Source organism: Kitasatospora sp. NPDC001132 (genome assembly GCF_053598415.1).
On sequence record NZ_JBSFKF010000040.1, the window covers coordinates 1 to 16,963 of the forward strand.

At 71.5% G+C, this 16,963-nt stretch carries 12 protein-coding genes and 1 pseudogene; all 13 read right to left on the reverse strand.

The window, feature by feature from the left end; all coding sequences use genetic code 11:
* Positions 1-1,381: 2-oxoacid:acceptor oxidoreductase family protein (locus ACWDBE_RS34320; RefSeq protein WP_449809906.1), on the reverse strand; the 1,381-nt coding region annotated here is incomplete at its 3' end.
* A 246-nt stretch (positions 1,382-1,627) separates the two neighbouring features.
* Positions 1,628-2,290, reverse strand: a complete 663-nt coding sequence (locus ACWDBE_RS34325; RefSeq protein WP_402406484.1) for a LuxR C-terminal-related transcriptional regulator — start codon at positions 2,288-2,290, stop codon at positions 1,628-1,630.
* 115 nt (positions 2,291-2,405) lie between these two features.
* The gene (locus tag ACWDBE_RS34330) at positions 2,406-3,416 is read right to left on the reverse strand and encodes a polyprenyl synthetase family protein (protein WP_392882275.1); all 1,011 of its coding nucleotides are present in this window, start codon (positions 3,414-3,416) and stop codon (positions 2,406-2,408) included.
* 311 nt (positions 3,417-3,727) lie between these two features.
* Positions 3,728-5,365 (reverse strand): NADH-quinone oxidoreductase subunit NuoN, encoded by a 1,638-nt coding sequence (gene nuoN, locus ACWDBE_RS34335; RefSeq protein ID WP_449791485.1) that lies wholly within the window; start codon positions 5,363-5,365, stop codon positions 3,728-3,730.
* On the reverse strand, positions 5,362-6,981 hold the full coding sequence (locus ACWDBE_RS34340; RefSeq protein ID WP_449809907.1) for an NADH-quinone oxidoreductase subunit M: 1,620 nt from the start codon (positions 6,979-6,981) through the stop codon (positions 5,362-5,364). Before ACWDBE_RS34340 ends, nuoN begins: the two co-directional genes overlap by 4 nt.
* Before the next feature lie 34 nt (positions 6,982-7,015).
* Complete coding sequence (gene nuoL / locus ACWDBE_RS34345) at positions 7,016-8,911, reverse strand: NADH-quinone oxidoreductase subunit L (RefSeq protein WP_449809908.1); 1,896 nt, start codon at positions 8,909-8,911, stop codon at positions 7,016-7,018.
* Between the two features lie 14 nt (positions 8,912-8,925).
* The gene (nuoK, locus tag ACWDBE_RS34350) at positions 8,926-9,225 is read right to left on the reverse strand and encodes an NADH-quinone oxidoreductase subunit NuoK (RefSeq protein WP_195911268.1); all 300 of its coding nucleotides are present in this window, start codon (positions 9,223-9,225) and stop codon (positions 8,926-8,928) included.
* The gene (locus tag ACWDBE_RS34355) at positions 9,222-10,199 is read right to left on the reverse strand and encodes an NADH-quinone oxidoreductase subunit J (RefSeq protein ID WP_449791488.1); all 978 of its coding nucleotides are present in this window, start codon (positions 10,197-10,199) and stop codon (positions 9,222-9,224) included. The genes nuoK and ACWDBE_RS34355 overlap by 4 nt, the downstream gene beginning before the upstream one ends.
* The gene (gene nuoI / locus ACWDBE_RS34360; protein ID WP_392882284.1) at positions 10,199-10,807 is read right to left on the reverse strand and encodes an NADH-quinone oxidoreductase subunit NuoI; all 609 of its coding nucleotides are present in this window, start codon (positions 10,805-10,807) and stop codon (positions 10,199-10,201) included. The genes ACWDBE_RS34355 and nuoI overlap by 1 nt, the downstream gene beginning before the upstream one ends.
* Before the next feature lie 6 nt (positions 10,808-10,813).
* Positions 10,814-12,142, reverse strand: coding sequence for an NADH-quinone oxidoreductase subunit NuoH (gene nuoH / locus ACWDBE_RS34365; protein ID WP_449791482.1), 1,329 nt, complete (start codon positions 12,140-12,142; stop codon positions 10,814-10,816).
* Between the two features lie 131 nt (positions 12,143-12,273).
* Positions 12,274-14,751, reverse strand: a pseudogene (locus tag ACWDBE_RS34370) (NADH-quinone oxidoreductase subunit G); the annotation flags it as partial.
* Complete coding sequence (nuoF, locus tag ACWDBE_RS34375; RefSeq protein WP_449791481.1) at positions 14,748-16,109, reverse strand: NADH-quinone oxidoreductase subunit NuoF; 1,362 nt, start codon at positions 16,107-16,109, stop codon at positions 14,748-14,750. The pseudogene ACWDBE_RS34370 and the gene nuoF, both read right to left, overlap by 4 nt.
* Entirely contained in the window at positions 16,109-16,948 is an 840-nt protein-coding gene (gene nuoE, locus ACWDBE_RS34380) for an NADH-quinone oxidoreductase subunit NuoE (protein WP_449791487.1), read from the reverse strand. The genes nuoF and nuoE overlap by 1 nt, the downstream gene beginning before the upstream one ends.
* Positions 16,949-16,963 lie beyond the last annotated feature (15 nt).

The following is a 16,963-nucleotide window of genomic DNA, read 5'->3' on the forward strand; positions in this document are numbered from 1 at the left end:
GGATGCGCCAGGGCTCGGAGCCGTTGGCGAGGTAGCCGTCCGAGAGGAGGAATACGGGGGTGCGGTAGGTGACCGCGATCCGGGCCGCCTCCAGCACGGCGTCGAAGCATTCCGCGGGTGTGGCCGGGGCGACGATCGGCACCGGTGCCTCACCGTTGCGTCCGAACATCGCCTGCAGCAGGTCCGCCTGCTCCGTCTTCGTCGGCAACCCGGTGGACGGGCCGCCGCGCTGGATGTCCACCACCAGCAGCGGCAGTTCCAGCGACACCGCCAGGCCGATCGTCTCCGACTTCAGCGCCACACCCGGCCCCGACGTCGTCGTCACGCCGAGTGCGCCGCCGAACGCGGCCCCGAGCGCGGCGCCGATGCCGGCGATCTCGTCCTCCGCCTGGAACGTGCGCACCCCGAAGTTCTTGTGCCGGCTCAGCTCGTGCAGGATGTCCGACGCCGGAGTGATCGGGTACGAGCCCAGGTACAGCGGCAGTCCCGAGCGCCGCGCGGCGGCGACCAGCCCGTAGGACAGGGCGAGGTTGCCGGAGATGTTGCGGTAGCGTCCGGCCGGCAGCCTCGCCGGCGGCACCTCGTAGGACACCGCGAACGACTCGGTCGTCTCGCCGAAGTTCCAGCCCGCCCGGAAAGCGCTGATGTTCGCCTCGGCGATCTGCGGCTTCTTCGCGAACTTCGCCCGCAGGAACGACTCCGTCCCGTGGGTGGGCCGGTGGTACATCCAGGACAGCAGGCCCAGGGCGAACATGTTCTTCGCCCGCTCCGCGTCCTTGCGCGCCAGACCGCTGTCCTTCAGCGCCTCCAGCGTCAGCGTCGTCAATGGCACCTTGTGCAGGTGGAAACCCTCCAGCGAACCGTCGCCCAACGGATCCGCCGCGTAACCGACCTTCGCCAACGCTCGCTTGGTGAACTCGTCGGTGTTGACGATGATCTCCGCGCCGCGCGGCAGGTCCGGCAGGTTCGCCTTCAACGCCGCCGGGTTCATCGCGACCAGCACGTTCGGCGCGTCACCCGGCGTCAGGATGTCATGGTCCGCGAAGTGCAACTGGAACGACGACACACCCGGAAGAGTCCCGGCAGGCGCCCGGATCTCCGCCGGGAAGTTCGGCAACGTCGACAGATCGTTACCGAACGACGCCGTCTCCGACGTGAAACGGTCACCGGTCAGCTGCATACCGTCACCGGAATCACCGGCGAAACGAATGATCACCCGATCGAGTCTGCGGATCGGCTTGCCCGGCTTCACCGGAGGGCCGCCCGTGGCCGGGGGTCCCGCGGGAGCAGCCGAACCCGAGCGGACACCGCCGCTCCCGGCGCGGGCCTCGTCGCCGTCCGGGCCGTCCACTGCCTCTGACTGATCGACCTGACTGGTCACTGCCGCGGACCTCCTCGTGGGCGCACCACCGCGGGCGCGGCCCCGTGCCCCGTCCGCCTGGTGCACCTCTCGCATCCTATGCGGGTCGACTCGACGGCGGCCGGAGCCACGGCAGTTAATTCACCGGCCCGCGGCAACACAGCACACAAACGTCAACACCCGCCTGCCGGAGATCATTCCGGCTCGGGCGGGCGGGCGCGAGACACCTGGCGAACCTTGGCCGAGATGCGCTCAACGAGGCGGCTGTCAGGAGTTGAGGTAGGTGAGCACGGCCAGCACCCGGCGGTGGTCCTCGGAGCTCTGAGCCAGACCCAGCTTGAGGAAGATGTTGCTGACGTGCTTCTCCACCGCGCCGTCCGAGACCACCAGTTGCCTGGCCACCGCGGCGTTGGTGCGGCCCTCCGCCATCAGCCCGAGCACCTCGCGCTCGCGCGGCGTGAGATTGGCCAGAACGTCGCCCTTGCGGCTGCGGCTGAGGAGCTGCTGCACCACCTCGGGGTCCAGCGCGGTGCCGCCCTCGGCGACCCGGACCACCGCGTCGGCGAACTCGCGCACCTCGGCGACCCGGTCCTTGAGCAGGTAGCCGACGCCCCGGGTGGAGCCGGCCAGCAACTCGGAGGCGTAGCGCTCCTCCACGAACTGCGACAGCACCAGCACGCCCAGCTGCGGGTAGCGGCCGCGCAGCTCCACGCAGGCGCGCAGGCCCTCGTCGGTGTGGCTCGGGGGCATCCGCACGTCGGAGACCACCACGTCCGGCAGGGCGTCGGCCGCGGCCAGGTCGTGGATGGTCTTCACCAGGGCGTCGCCGTCCCCGACCCCGGCCACGACCTCCAGGCCGCGATCGGTGAGCAGCCGGGTCAGTCCCTCCCGTAGCAGAACGGAGTCCTCGGCGATGACGACACGGCGCATAACGACCTTCCGGGCAGGCGTGGGCTGACGGGAGTCAGTCTCCCCCATGCCCTGACGCGCCGAGGGGGCGGGCCCGGCCACATCGCGGCCGGGCCCTCACGGCCCCGGTCGGGGCTCACATGGTGCGGATCGCCACCGCGTCGCAGAGGCCCTCCAGGGCGGCCTTCGCCGCGCAGTCCGGCAGCGGGGCCAGCAGCGCCCGGGCCTCCTCGGCCCGGCGCAGGGTCTCGGCGCGGGCACGCTGCAGCGCGGGGTGGGCGCGCAGCAGCCGCAGCGCCTCGGCGTGCAGCTCGTCGTCGGAGAGGTCCTGGTCGAGCAGTTCGCGCAGCCGGGCGTCGTCCGGGTCGGCCGGGTCGGCGGGCATCTGCTGCAGCAGCAGGGTCGGCAGGGTCGGCACGCCCTCGCGCAGGTCGGTGCCGGGGGTCTTGCCGGACTCGTGGCCGTCGCTGGCGATGTCGAGCACGTCGTCGGCCAGCTGGAAGGCGATGCCGATCCGCTCGCCGAACTCGCCGAGGGTGTCCACCAGCTCGCGCTCGGCACCGGCCATCAGCGCTCCTATCCGGCAGGAGACGGCGATCAGCGAGCCGGTCTTGCCCTCCAGGACGTCCAGGTAGTGCAGCAGCGGGTCCATGTCCTGGCCGGGGCCGCGGGTCTCCAGGATCTGGCCGGTGACCAGCCGCTCGAAGGCCTCGGCCTGCATCCGCACGGCCTCCGGGCCGAGGTCGGAGAGCACCTGGGAGGCGCGGGAGAACAGGAAGTCGCCGGTGAGGATCGCGACCGAGTTGTCCCAGCGGGAGTTGGCGCTCGGGGCGCCCCGGCGCACCGGCGCCTCGTCCATGACGTCGTCGTGGTAGAGCGTGGCCAGGTGGGTCAGTTCGACCACCACGGCGGCGGGCACCACGCCGGGCGCCCCCGGGTCGCCGAACTGGGCCGCCAGCAGCAGGAGCAGCGGACGGAAGCGCTTGCCGCCGGCCTCGAGGAGGTGACTGGCGGTGACGGTGATGAAGGGGACGTCGCTCTTGACGGCCTCACCGAGCGCCGCCTCCACCGCGTCCAGTCCGGCCTGGACGTCCCGGGTCAGGTCGCGGTCCTGCACGCTGAGCCCGAAGGGTTCCACGACGGTCACGAAGACCACTCCTCTGTCCCTGGTCGATCTAGCGGCCTGGTCCCTGAGTGCCGCCGCTGGCCATACAGGCAGGGTATCCGGTCGTCAGTGGATCACTGCACGGGCGTGCGGATCCTGTCATGATCGGGCCTGATGCCCTGGTCAGCGCGGCTGTGCGGGCCGGACGGCGGTGGGGGCGAATTCGGCTGGAAATAAAGGCGGGAGAGCTCTCGGAACTCCCCCGGCCCCTGCACCCGACAAAGACCCGTCCGGGCCGCGCGAACTGGGCGCGGCCCGGACGGGGCCCTGGTCGAGAGCGGGGGACGTAAAGGTCAGCGCACGAACAGCGAGGCCTTGGACGCGAGGTCGAGGAAGTACTGGGGCAGCAGTCCGAGACCCAGCGTGACCAGCACCCCCACCCCGATCGCGGTCGCCGTGAAGGCGCTGGGGATCGCCACCGTGGGGCCGCCGGGCTGCGGGTCCGAGAAGAACATCAGCACGATGACCCGGATGTAGAAGAACGCGGCCACCGCCGAGCTCAGCACACCGACGACCACCAGGGGCGTCGCCCCCCCGCTGGCCGCGGCCTGGAAGACCGCGAACTTCCCGGTGAACCCGGAGGTCAGCGGAATTCCGGCGAAGGCCAGCAGGAACAGCGCGAACACCCCCGCCACCAGCGGCGAACGCCGCCCCAGCCCGGCCCAGCTGGACAGGTGGGTCGCCTCGCCCTTGGAATCGCGCACCAGGGTGACCACCGCGAACGCCCCGAGCGTCACGAAGGCGTACGCCAGCAGGTAGAACAGCACCGAGGAGATGCCCTGCTTGTTGACGGCGATCACGCCGGTCAGGATGAACCCGGCGTGCGCGATCGAGGAGTACGCCAGCAGGCGCTTGACGTCCTGCTGGGTGACCGCGAGCACCGCGCCCACCACCATGGTGAGGATCGCCACGCCCCACATGACCGGCCGCCAGTCCAGCCGCAGGCCCGGGAAGGCCACGTAGAACAGCCGCAGGAAGGCCCCGAAGGCCGCGACCTTGGTGGCCGCCGCCATGAAGCCGGTCACCGGGGTCGGCGCGCCCTGGTAGACGTCCGGGGTCCAGGAGTGGAAGGGCACCGCGGCGACCTTGAACAGCAGGCCGACCGCCAGCATCGCCAGTCCGGTCAGCACCAGCGCGTCGCTCTGGGTGGTGCTCAGCTGCGCGGGGGTGGTCATCGCCTTGCCGGAGATGACGTCCCCGATGTCGCCGAGCTTCACGCTGCCCGCGTAGCCGTACAGCAGCGCCGTGCCGAACAGGAAGAAGGCCGAGGCGAAGGCACCGAGCAGGAAGTACTTGACCGCCGCCTCCTGGGAGAGCAGCCGGCGGCGCCGGGCCAGCGCGCACAGCAGGTACAGCGGCAGCGAGAACACCTCCAGCGCCACGAACATGGTCAGCAGGTCGTTGGCGGCGGGGAACAGCAGCATGCCGCCGACCGCGAACATGGTGAGCGGGAAGACCTCGCTGGTGGCGAAGCCGGCCCGGACCGCGGCCCGCTCCTGCTCGCCCCCGGGGGTGGCGGCGGCCTGGGCGGCGAAGGCGTCGGCGGGCAGGCCGCCGGCCTTGGGCTCCAGCCTCCGTTCGGCGTAGGTGAGCACCGCGACCACCGAGGCCAGCAGGATCACGCCCTGGAGGAACAGCGCCGGGCCGTCCATCGCGACCGTCTCCATGGCCAGCAGGTCGATCCGGGTGAAGCCGTGGCTCTGCACGGCCAGCACCACCACGGCGACGAAGGCGCCGCCCAGTCCGGCCAGGGCGAGCGTCACCTGGGTCCAGTGCCGGTACCGGCGGGGTACGAAGGCCTCCACCAGGACGCCGGTCACGGCTGCGGCGAACACCACGAGCATCGGGGACAGCTGCCCGTACTCGATGTGCGGCGCCGGGATGCTGGCGGTGTTGCCGCCGGCGGCGGCGAGCACTGCGGTGGCGCTCACTTCTGCTCACCTCCTGAGGTGGCGGCGACCGGATGGGCCGGCGTCGGGTCGGTCCGGTGGATCTGCGAGAGCGTCGCGTTCACCGAGGGGTTGACCAGGTCGGTGAGCGGCTTGGGGTAGACGCCCAGCAGGATGGTCAGCGCCACCAACGGGCCTACCACGGCGAGTTCGCGGAGCTTGAGGTCGGGCATGGTGCGCACGCCCTCCTTCACCGGGCCGGTCATGGTGCGCTGGTACAGCAGCAGGGCGTACAGCGCGGCCAGCACGATGCCGAAGGTGGCCACGACGCCGATCGCCGGGTAGCGGGTGAAGGTGCCCACCAGCACCAGGAACTCGCTGACGAACGGGGCGAGCCCGGGCAGCGACAGCGTCGCCAGGCTGCCGATCAGGAACGTCCCGGCGAGCACCGGGGCGACCTTCTGCACGCCGCCGTAGTCGGCGATCAGCCGCGAGCCGCGACGGGAGATCAGGAACCCGGCCACCAGCATCCACGCCGCCGTGGAGAGGCCGTGGTTGACCATGTACAGGGTGGCGCCGCTCTGGCCCTGGCTGGTCAGGGCGAAGACACCCATGATGATGAAGCCGAAGTGCGAGATCGAGGCGTACGCCACCAGGCGCTTGATGTCCTTCTGGCCGACCGCCAGCAGCGCGCCGTAGACGATCCCGACCAGCGCGAGGACCAGGATCGCCGGGCCGAAGGTCTTCGAGGCGTCCGGGAACAGCCCGAGGCAGAAGCGCAGCATCGCGAAGGTGCCGACCTTGTCCACCACGGCGGTGATCAGCACCGCGGTGCCGGCGGTGGACTCGCCCATCGCGTTCGGCAGCCAGGTGTGCAGCGGCCACAGCGGGGCCTTCACCGCGAAGGCGAAGAAGAAGCCCAGGAACAGCGCCTTCTCGGCGGTGCCGGTCAGCTGGAGCCGGCCGTCGGCGATCGCCGAGGTCAGCGTCGGCAGGTCGAAGGTGCCGAAGCCCTGGTCCTGCGCGATCACGTACAGGCCGATCACCGCGGCCAGCATCACCAGGCCGCCGAGCAGGTTGTAGAGCAGGAACTTCACGGCCGCGTAGGAGCGCTGGCGCGCCGACTCGGGACCGCCCGCGCGGTCCCCGAAGCCGCCGATCAGGAAGTACATCGGGATCAGCATGGCTTCGAAGAACACGTAGAACACGAAGACGTCGGTGGCGTAGAAGGAGACGACCACCATCGCCTCCACCGCGAGGATCAGGGCGAAGAAGCCCTGGGTGCGGCGCCTGTTCTCGAAGCTGCCGTCGGGCCCGGCCGGCCCCGGGTCGGCGTCGTGCCAGGAGGCGAGGATCACCAGCGGCACGAGCACGGCGGTGAGCAGGGCGAGCACGGCTCCGATGCCGTCCACGCCGAGCGAGAAGTTGATGCCGAAGGAGCGGATCCAGCTGTACGACTCGTTCAGCTGGAAGCGGGTGCCGTGCGGGTCGAACCGGGTCGCCACCACGGCGGCCAGCGCCAGGGTGACGACCGAGACGCCCAGCGCGACGGCCTTGGTGGTCCTGCGCCGGCTCTCGGAGGACCCGGCGGGCAGCGCGGCCGTCAGCACCGCGCCGGCCGCCGGGACGGCGCAGGTGGCGGTCAGAAGGACGCTCATGCCCGCTCCCCCCAACGGATATCAGGACGAGTCATCACGTGGACCTCATCAGGAGAGTCGTGGCGACCAGCACCAGCGTGCCGCCGAACATGGAGAGCGCGTACGAGCGGACGAAACCGTTCTGGATCCGCCGCAGTCGGCCGGAGAGCCCGCCGATCGCGGCGGCCAGGCCGTTGACCACGCCGTCCAGGCCGCGGCTGTCGAAGAACACCAGCGCCGCGGCGAGCGCCGAGCCCGGCCGCACCAGCACCGCGTGGTTGAAGTCGTCCTGCAGCAGGTCGCGGCGGGCGGCCCGGGTGAGCGGGGAGCCGACCGGCGGCACCACCGGGACCGGCGAGCGCCCGTACATCAGGTACGCGAGGCCGACGCCGGCCAGCATGCAGGCCGTGGTCAGCAGGGTGACGGTCAGCGGGGCGAGCGGGGAGTTGCCCTCCTCGTGCCCGGTGACCGGCTCCAGCCACCTCAGGAAGGAGTCGTGGAAGGCGAACAGCCCGCCCGCGAAGACCGAGCCGAAGGCCAGCAGGACCATCGGGACGGTCATCGTCCGGGGCGACTCGTGCGGGTGCGGGGCGTTGCCCTCGGCGTCGGGCTGCCAGCGCTTCTCCCCGAAGAAGGTCAGCACCATCACCCTGGTCATGTAGAACGCGGTGACGGCCGCGCCGACCAGCGCGCACAGCCCGAGGACCCAGCCCTCGGTGCCGCCCTTGGCGAAGGCCGCCTCGATGATCTTGTCCTTGGAGAAGAAGCCGGACAGGCCCGGGAAGCCGATGATCGCCAGGTAGCCGAGGCCGAAGGTGACGAAGGTGACCGGCATGTACTTGCGCAGGCCGCCGTAGTGGCGCATGTTCACCTCGTCGTTCATGCCGTGCATGACCGACCCGGCACCGAGGAACAGCCCGGCCTTGAAGAAGCCGTGGGTCACCAGGTGCATGATCGCGAAGGCGTAGCCGATCGGGCCGAGCCCGGCCGCCAGCACCATGTAGCCGATCTGCGACATGGTCGAGCCGGCCAGCGCCTTCTTGATGTCGTCCTTGGCGCAACCGACGATCGCACCGAACAGCAGCGTCACCGCGCCGACCACCACCACGGCGGTCTGCGCATCCGGCGCAAGGTCGAAGATCGCCGAGGAGCGGGTGATCAGGTAGACGCCGGCGGTCACCATGGTGGCCGCGTGGATCAGCGCCGACACCGGGGTCGGGCCCTCCATCGCGTCCCCCAGCCAGGACTGCAGCGGCACCTGCGCCGACTTGCCGCAGGCCGCCAGCAGCAGCATCAGGCCGATCGCCGTCAGCTTGCCCTCGCTCGCCTCGTGCGCACCGCCGAAGACCGGACCGAAGGCGAAGGAGCCGAACTCGGCGAACATCAGCATGATCGCGACGGACAGGCCGACGTCACCGACCCGGTTGACGATGAAGGCCTTCTTCGCCGCCGTCGCCGCACTCGGCTTGTGCTGCCAGAAGCCGATCAGGAGGTACGAGGCCAGGCCCACACCCTCCCAACCGAAGTACAGCAGCAGGTAGTTGTCCGCCACCACCAGCAGCAGCATGGCGGCCAGGAACAGGTTCAGGTAGGCGAAGAAGCGGCGCCGGCGCTCGTCGTGCGCCATGTAGCCGACCGAGTAGAGGTGGATGAGCGTGCCGACGCCGGTGATCAGCAGGACGAAGGTCATCGACAGCTGGTCGAGCAGGAAGGAGGCGTCGGCCTGGAAGCCGTTCACCGGGATCCAGCTGAACAGGTGCACGCCGACCGCCCGGTGCTCGGCGTCACGGCCGAGCATGTCCGAGAACAGGGCCAGGCCGAAACCGAACGAGAGCGCCGCGAGCGCGGTGGCCAGCCAGTGGCCGTACCGGTCCAGTGCCCGGCCGCCGAGCAGCAGCAGGGCGGCGCCGGCCAGTGGAGCCGCCACCAGCAGCGGAATGAGAGAGTTCACCGAAGGCCCTCCGCCTACAGCTTCATCAGGTTGCTGTCGTCGACCGAAGCGGAGTGCCTGGTCCGGAAGATGGAGACGATGATGGCGAGGCCCACCACGACCTCGGCCGCCGCGACCACCATCGTGAAGAACGCGATGATCTGACCGTCCAAGGTCCCGTGCAGCCGGGAGAACGTCACCAGGGCGAGGTTCGAGGCGTTCAGCATCAGCTCCACGCACATGAACAGCACGATCGCGTTGCGCCGGATCAGCACCCCGGCCGCGCCGATGGTGAACAACAGGGCTGACAGGTAGAGGTAGTTGACCGGGTTCACTCCGTGCCCTCCTCGCCGGCCGGGTGCTTCACGTTGTTCGCCGCCACAGGCTCGCCGTTCGCCGGACCACCGTTCGCCGGACCACCGTTCGCGGGACCACCGTTCGCGGGACCACCGTTCGCGGGCACCGGCCCCAGCGACTTGCGCGGGGACGCCACCGCCGGCCGCTCCGAGGACGGACGGCCCAGCCAGTCCGCCGTGCTGTTCTCCAGCTCCGCCATCCGCTGCAGCATCGCCTGGCTGACGTCCCGGACCTGGCCGCGCTCGCGCAGCGTCGCCATCACCGAGTCCTCGGCGACCGTGCCGTCCGGCAGCAGCGCCGGGACGTCCACCGCGTTGTGCCGCGCGTACACGCCCGGCGCCGGCAGCGGCGGCACCTGGATGTTGTCCCTGATCCGCTGCGCCGCCAGCTCGCGCTGCGTCTTCGGCGCCTTCACGTGCTCCCGGTGGGTCAGCACCATCGCGCCGATCGCCGCGGTGATCAGCAGCGCACCGGTGACCTCGAAGGCCCACACGTACCGGGTGAAGATCAGCCGGGCCAGGCCCGGCACGTTGCCCTCGGCGTTCGCCTCGGACAGCCCGGTGAAGTGGTTCAGCTTCGCGTTGGCGATCCCGGCGATCAGCAGCACGCCGAAGCCCAGGCCGCACAGGGCCGCGGCGAACCGCTGGCCCTTCAGCTGCTCCTTCAGGGAGTCCTCGCTGGTGACGCCGACCAGCATCACCACGAACAGGAACAGCATCATGATCGCGCCGGTGTAGACCACGATCTGCACCACGCCCAGGAACACCGCACCCTGGGCCATGTAACAGACCGCCAGCGCCAGCATGGTGGCCGCCAGGCAGAGCGCGCTGTGCACGGCCTTGCGCATCAGCACCATGCCGAGCGCACCGCCGACCGCGATCACCGCGAGCACCCAGAACTGGAAGGCCTCACCCGTCGAGGTCGCCCCGGTCGCCTCCGCCAGCCGCGCGATCACTGCCGCACCTCCTTCTCCCGGTCGGTGCGCTCCTGCTGGACCGTCCCCGGCGCCGCCGCGGTGACCTCTCCCCGGTAGTACGCGCCCTCGTCGGTGCCCGGGAAGATCGCGTGCGGGGTGTCGACCATGCCCTCGGACAGGCCCACCAGCAGCTGCTCCTTGGTGAAGATGAGGTCCCGCCGGGAGGAGTCGGCCAGCTCGTACTCGTTGGTCATGGTCAGCGCCCTGGTCGGGCAGGCCTCGATGCACAGCCCGCACAGGATGCAGCGGGCGTAGTTGATCTGGTACACCGCGCCGTAGCGCTCGCCCGGGGAGTAGCGCTCCTCGTCCCGGTTGTCCGCGCCCTCCACGTAGATCGCGTCGGCCGGGCAGGCCCACGCGCACAGCTCGCAGCCGACGCACTTCTCCAGGCCGTCCGGGTGCCGGTTCAGCTGGTGGCGGCCGTGGAAGCGCGGAGCGGTGGGCTTCTTCTGCTCCGGGTACTGCTCGGTGAGCCGCTTCTTGAACATGGCCTTGAAGGTCACGCCGAAGCCGGCGGCCGGGCCGAGGATCGACGGACGGTCGGCCCGCTCGGGGCGGCCCGCACGATCGGACTGGTCGGACATCTCGGTTCAGCTCCCTTCGGAATGGTCGGCCCCGTTGAGGGCGTCCTGGAGTTGCTTCGGGGCACGACTGGGCCGGCGCGGCACCGGCGGGAGCACCTGACCGGGCATCGGCGGGACCGGGTAGCCGCCCGCCATCGGATCGAACTCGCCCTCGGGAGGCGCCTCCTCGACCTCCGGCTGCTTCCTCACGAAGTCCCGCAGCAGCGCCAGCAGCAGCACCACCCCGACCGGGGCGCCCACGTACAGCACCACCTGGCCGAAGCCGTAACCCTCGTTGCGCAGCGCCCGCACGCTCGCGATCAGCACCAGCCACACCAGCGAGACCGGGATCAGCACCTTCCAGCCCAGCTTCATGAACTGGTCGTAGCGGAACCGGGGCAGCGTGCCGCGCAGCCAGATGAAGAAGAACAGCAGCAGCTGGATCTTCAGCGTGATCCACAGCATCGGCCACCAGCCGTGGTTGGCGCCCTCCCAGAAGGTCGACACCGGCCACGGGGCCCGCCAGCCGCCCAGGAAGAGGGTCGAGGCCACCGCCGAGACCGTCACCATGTTCACGTACTCGGCCAGCATGAACATCGCGAACTTCAGCGAGGAGTACTCGGTGTTGAAGCCGCCGACCAGCTCGCCCTCGGCCTCCGGAAGGTCGAACGGCGCCCGGTTGGTCTCGCCGACCATCGCGATGACGTAGACGATGAACGAGACCGGCAGCAGCACCGCGAACCAGGTCGGTTGCTGGTGCGCCACGATCTCCGAGGTCGACATCGAGCCGGAGTAGATGAAGACCGCCGCGAAGGACAGGCCCATCGCGATCTCGTAGCTGATCATCTGCGCGGACGAGCGCAGCCCGCCCAGCAGCGGGTACGTCGAACCCGAGGACCAGCCGGCCAGCACGATGCCGTAGATGCCCACCGAGGCAGTCGCCAGGATGTACAGCAGCGCCACCGGGAAGTCCGTCAGCTGGAGCGGCGTGCGGGTGCCGAAGATCGACACCTCGTTGCCGGCCGGGCCGAACGGGATCACCGCGAAGGCCATGAACGCGGGGATGGCGCAGACGATCGGGGCCAGGATGTAGACCACCTTGTCCGAGCCCTTGACCACCAGGTCTTCCTTCAGGGCCAGCTTCACGCCGTCCGCCAGCGACTGCAGCAGGCCCCACGGGCCGTGCCGGTTGGGCCCGATGCGCAGCTGCATCCAGGCCACCACCTTGCGCTCCCAGACGATCGCGATCAGCACCGTCAGGACCAGGAAGGCGAAGCAGAACACGGCCTTCAGCAGCACCAGCCACCACGGGTCCTGCCCGAAGAAGTGGAGCGTCTCGTACGGCTGCGAAGTCATCGGTCCTCCCCTTCGCCGGCGGTGTGGTCCGCGGTCTCCTGGGCCTTCGCCGCCCTGGCCTGTGCCGTCGGCCGGGGTTCGGGTCCGGCCGCGGGTACGGCCGCGGGTTCGGTCTCGGCCGCGGGTTCGGCGGGTTCGGTCTCCGGTTCGGGTTCGGAGTCGAGTTCGGCCGCGGTGATCGTGACCAGGTGGCCGACGGTGGTGCCGAGCGCGCGGTGGGCGCCGCCCGGGGTGGAGTCGAGCGGGATCCAGACCGTGCGGTCCGGGATCGAGTCGGTGACCTCCAGCGGCAGGGTCAGCGATCCGGCCGGACCGGTCAGCCGCAGCGCGGCGGCCGCCTCGGCGCCGACCTCCTTGGCCGTCTCCGCCGAGATCCGGACCACCGCCCGGTGCCGGGTGCCCGCCAGGTGCGGGTCCCCCTGCTGCAGCACGCCGTTGTCCAGCAGCAGGCGCCAACCCGCCAGCACCGCCTGGCCTGCGGCCGGCCGGGGCAGCACGCCCGGGTGCGCCGCCGGGCCGGCCGCGCGGCTGCCCTCCCAGGGGGTGAAACGGTCCAGCTCCAGCCGGGCCGCCCGGACGTCCGGCAGGCCCAGCCGGTGGCCCAGGGCGTCGGCCAGCATGTTCAGCACCCGCAGATCCGACTGGAGGTGCCGGCCCATCTGCTGGTCCGGCTTGAGTGCGGACTCGAACATCCGCACCCGGCCCTCCCAGTCCAGGAAGGTGCCGGCCTTCTCCGCCACTGCCGCCACCGGCAGCACCACGTCGGCGCGCGCCGTCACCGCCGAGGGCCGCAGCTCCAGCGACACCAGGAACGGCACCGCCGCCAACGCCTCGTCGGCCAGCGCCGTATCCGGCAGGTCGTCCGGGTCCACCCCGCCGACCACCAGCGCCTCCAACTCGCCGGCCACGGCCGCCGCCAGGATCCCGTTGGTGTCCCGGCCCGGCCGGGACGGCGGCTCGGCCCCGCCCCACACCGCGGCCGCCTCCGCCCGGGCCGCCGCGTCCGCCACCGGACGGCCGCCGGGCAGCAGGCCCGGCAGCACACCCGCCTCGACGGCCCCGCGCTCACCGGCCCGGCGCGGCACCCAGGCGAGCTTCGCGCCGGTCGCGTGCGCCAGCCTCAGCACCGCGGTCAGTGCGCCCGGGACGGCGGCCAGCCGCTCGCCCGCCAGGATCACCGCACCCGGGGTGCGCAGCAGTTCGGCCGCCCGGCCCGCCTCGTCGTTCAGCGGCTCGTCCGCCGCCAGCGCCGCGAACCACTCCGGCTCGGTGCCGGGAGCCGCCGGCAGCAGCGCGCCGCGCAGCTTGGCCAGACCCCGGGAGCCGAACGCGGCCACCGAGAACACCTTCAGGCCCGTCGCCCGGGTCGCCTTGCGCAGCCGCAGGAAGACGATCGGCGACTCCTCCTCCGGTTCGAAGCCCGCCAGCAGCACCGCCGGCGCCCGGTCGAGGTCCTCGTAGGCCGGCCCGGTGCCGTCCAGGTCGACGCCCCGCCCGGCCACCGCGGCGGCCAGGAACTCCGCCTCCTCACCGCTGTGCGGGCGGGCCCGGAAGTCCACGTCGTTGGTGCCCAGGGCCACCCGCGCGAACTTCCCGTACGCGTAGGCGTCCTCGACCGTCACCCGGCCGCCGGCCAGCACCCCGGCCCGGACCCCGCGCAGCCCCTCGGCCGCCCGGGCCAGCGCCTCCGGCCAGGAGGCCGGCACCAGTTCGCCGTCCACCCGCACCAGCGGGGTGGTCAGCCGGTCGCGCTGCTGGGCGTAGCGGAAGGCGAAGCGGCCCTTGTCGCAGTTCCACTCCTCGTTCACCGCCGGGTCCTCGCCCGCCAGCCGGCGCAGCACCTTGCCGCGCCGGTGGTCGGTGCGCTGCGCGCAGCCCGAGGCGCAGTGCTCGCACACGCTCGGCGAGGAGACCAGGTCGAAGGGGCGCGAGCGGAACCGGTACGCCGCCGAGGTCAGCGCGCCCACCGGGCAGATCTGGATGGTGTTCCCGGAGAAGTACGACTCGAAGTCGTCGCCCTCGCCGGTGCCGACCTGCTGCAGCGCCCCGCGCTCCACCAGGTCGATGAACGGGTCCCCGGCGATCTGCTGCGAGAAGCGGGTGCAGCGCGCGCACAGCACGCAGCGCTCGCGGTCCAGCAGCACCTGGCTGCTGATCGGCACCGGCTTCTCGTAGGTGCGCTTCATCCCCTCGAAGCGGGAGTCGGCGGCGCCGCTGGTCATCGCCTGGTTCTGCAGCGGGCACTCGCCGCCCTTGTCGCAGACCGGGCAGTCCAGGGGGTGGTTGATCAGCAGCAGCTCCATCACGCCGCGCTGGGCCTTCTCGGCCACCGGCGAGCTGAGCTGGGTGCGCACCACCATGCCCTCGGCCACCGGGACGGTGCAGGAGGCGACCGGCTTGCGCTGGCCCTCGATCTCGACGATGCACTGGCGGCAGGCACCGGCCGGGTCGAGCAGCGGGTGGTCGCAGAAGCGCGGGATCTGGGTGCCGATGGTCTCGGCGGCCCGGATCACCAACGTTCCCTTGGGGACCCGCACTTCGACGCCGTCGATGGTGAGCGTGACCAGTTCGACCGCGCTCTCGGAGGCGGTTGGCTCTGTGATCGTCACGCGTGCACCTCCCTTTCGGTGGCGGACTGGTGGCCGGGGCGGGGGCCGTCGGCCCAGACGGTGGAGGCGGCCGGGTCGAACGGGCAGCGGCGCTCGGCCAGGTGCTGCTCGTACTCGGCCCGGAAGTGCTGGAGCGAGGAGACGATCGGGCTGGCCGCGCCGTCGCCCAGTGCGCAGAAGGACTTGCCGTTGATGTTGTCGGCGATGTCGAGGAGCTTCTCCAGGTCCCCGTCGACGCCCTCGCCCGCCTCGATCCGCTTGAGCAGCTGGACCAGCCAGTAGGTGCCCTCGCGGCAGGGGGTGCACTTGCCGCAGGACTCGTGGGCGTAGAACTCCGTCCAGCGGGTGACCGCCCGCACCACGCAGGTGGTCTCGTCGAAGACCTGGAGCGCCTTGGTGCCGAGCATCGAGCCGGCCGCCCCGACGCCCTCGTAGTCCAGCGGGACGTCGAGGTGCTCGTCGGTGAACATCGGGGTGGAGGAGCCGCCCGGGGTCCAGAACTTCAGCCGGTGCCCGGGGCGGATGCCGCCGCTGAGGTCGAGCAGCTGGCGCAGCGTGATGCCGAGCGGGGCCTCGTACTGGCCGGGGTTGGTGACGTGGCCGGAGAGCGAGTAGAGCGTGAAGCCGGGGGACTTCTCGGTGCCCAGCGCCTTGAACCACTCCTTGCCGCGGGACAGGATCGGCGGCACCGAGGCGATCGACTCGACGTTGTTGACCACCGTCGGGCAGGCGTACAGGCCGGCGATCGCCGGGAACGGGGGCCGCAGCCTGGGCTGGCCGCGGCGGCCCTCCAGGGAGTCCAGCAGCGCCGTCTCCTCGCCGCAGATGTAGGCGCCGGCGCCGGCGTGCACGGTGATGTCGAGGTCGGTGCCGGAGCCGAGGATGTTCCGGCCCAGCAGCCCCGCCCCGTACGCCTCGGCGACGGCCGCGTGCAGCCGGCGCAGCACCGGGACGACCTCGCCGCGCAGGTAGATGAAGGCGTGGTCGCAGCGGATCGCGTAGGAGGCGATGATCATGCCCTCGATCAGCGCGTGCGGGTTGGCGAACAGCAGCGGGATGTCCTTGCAGGTGCCCGGCTCGGACTCGTCGGCGTTGACCACCAGGTAGTGCGGCTTGCCGTCGTTCTGCGGGATGAACTGCCACTTCATGCCGGTGGGGAAGCCGGCGCCGCCGCGGCCGCGCAGGCCGGCGTCCTTGACCAGGGCGATCACGTCGTCCGGCGGCATGGCGAGGGCCGCCTTGAGGCCCTCGTAGCCGTGGTGGCGGCGGTAGGTGTCGAGCGTCCAGGGGCGGCTGTCGTCCCAGGAGTCGGACAGGACCGGGGTGAGCAGCTTCTCGGCCGGCTCGGCGGCGGTCATCACGCCTCGCTCCCTTCCTGGCCGTTGGTCGGCTGGCCGTTGCCCGGTTGGCCGTTGACGGGCTGGCTGTCGGCGGGCTGGCCGTTGCCCGGTTGACCATTGGCGGGCTGACCGTTGGCTGCCCGGCGGGGGGACTCGGGGCGGGGGGAGACCACCTTGGTGCCGGGGGTGCCGGGCAGGGCCTCGCCGCGGGCCAGCCGCAGGCCGGCCAGGGAGGGCGCGCCGCCGGCGCCGGACTCGTCGTTGGCGCCCGGGCGCTCGTCGGGGAAGCCGGCCAGGATCCGGGCGGTCTCCTTGAAGCCGCACAGCCGGGCGCCGCGGGTGGGCCTGACCTCGCGGCCGGCGCGCAGGTCGTCGACCAGCTGCCGGGCGCTCTCCGGCGTCTGGTTGTCGAAGAACTCCCAGTTGACCATCACCACGGGCGCGTAGTCGCAGGCCGCGTTGCACTCGATGTGCTCGATCGAGAGCTCGCCGTCCTCGGTGGTCTCGTTGTTGCGGATGCCCAGGTGCTCCTGGAGCTCGGCGAAGATCTGGTCGCCGCCGAGCACCGCGCACAGGGTGTTGGTGCAGACCCCCACGTGGTACTTCCCGGCCGGGCGGCGCCGGTACATGGTGTAGAAGGTCGCGACCGCGGTGACCTCGGCGGTGGTGAGGTCCAGCTGCTCGGCGCAGAAGCGGATCCCGGTCGGGCTGACGAAGCCCTCCTCGGCCTGCACCAGGTGAAGCAGCGGCAGCAGCGCCGAACGGGGCTGCGGGTAGCGGGCGATCAGCTCGGCGGCGTCGGCGGCCAGCCGGGCGTGCACCTCCTCGGGGTACGGTGCGGCCGGCAGCGCCGGCAGTCCCAGTTCGACGTT

Excerpts from the sequence above, each read along its gene's own strand:
- ACWDBE_RS34325 (WP_402406484.1), bottom strand. The coding sequence starts at position 2,290 with ATGCGCCGTGTCGTCATCGCCGAGGACTCCGTTCTGCTACGGGAGGGA.
- ACWDBE_RS34340 (WP_449809907.1), bottom strand. The coding sequence starts at position 6,981 with ATGAGCGTCCTTCTGACCGCCACCTGCGCCGTCCCGGCGGCCGGCGCG.
- nuoI (WP_392882284.1), bottom strand. The coding sequence starts at position 10,807 with ATGTCCGACCAGTCCGATCGTGCGGGCCGCCCCGAGCGGGCCGACCGT.
- nuoH (WP_449791482.1), bottom strand. The coding sequence starts at position 12,142 with ATGACTTCGCAGCCGTACGAGACGCTCCACTTCTTCGGGCAGGACCCG.
- nuoF (WP_449791481.1), bottom strand. The coding sequence starts at position 16,109 with ATGACCGCCGCCGAGCCGGCCGAGAAGCTGCTCACCCCGGTCCTGTCC.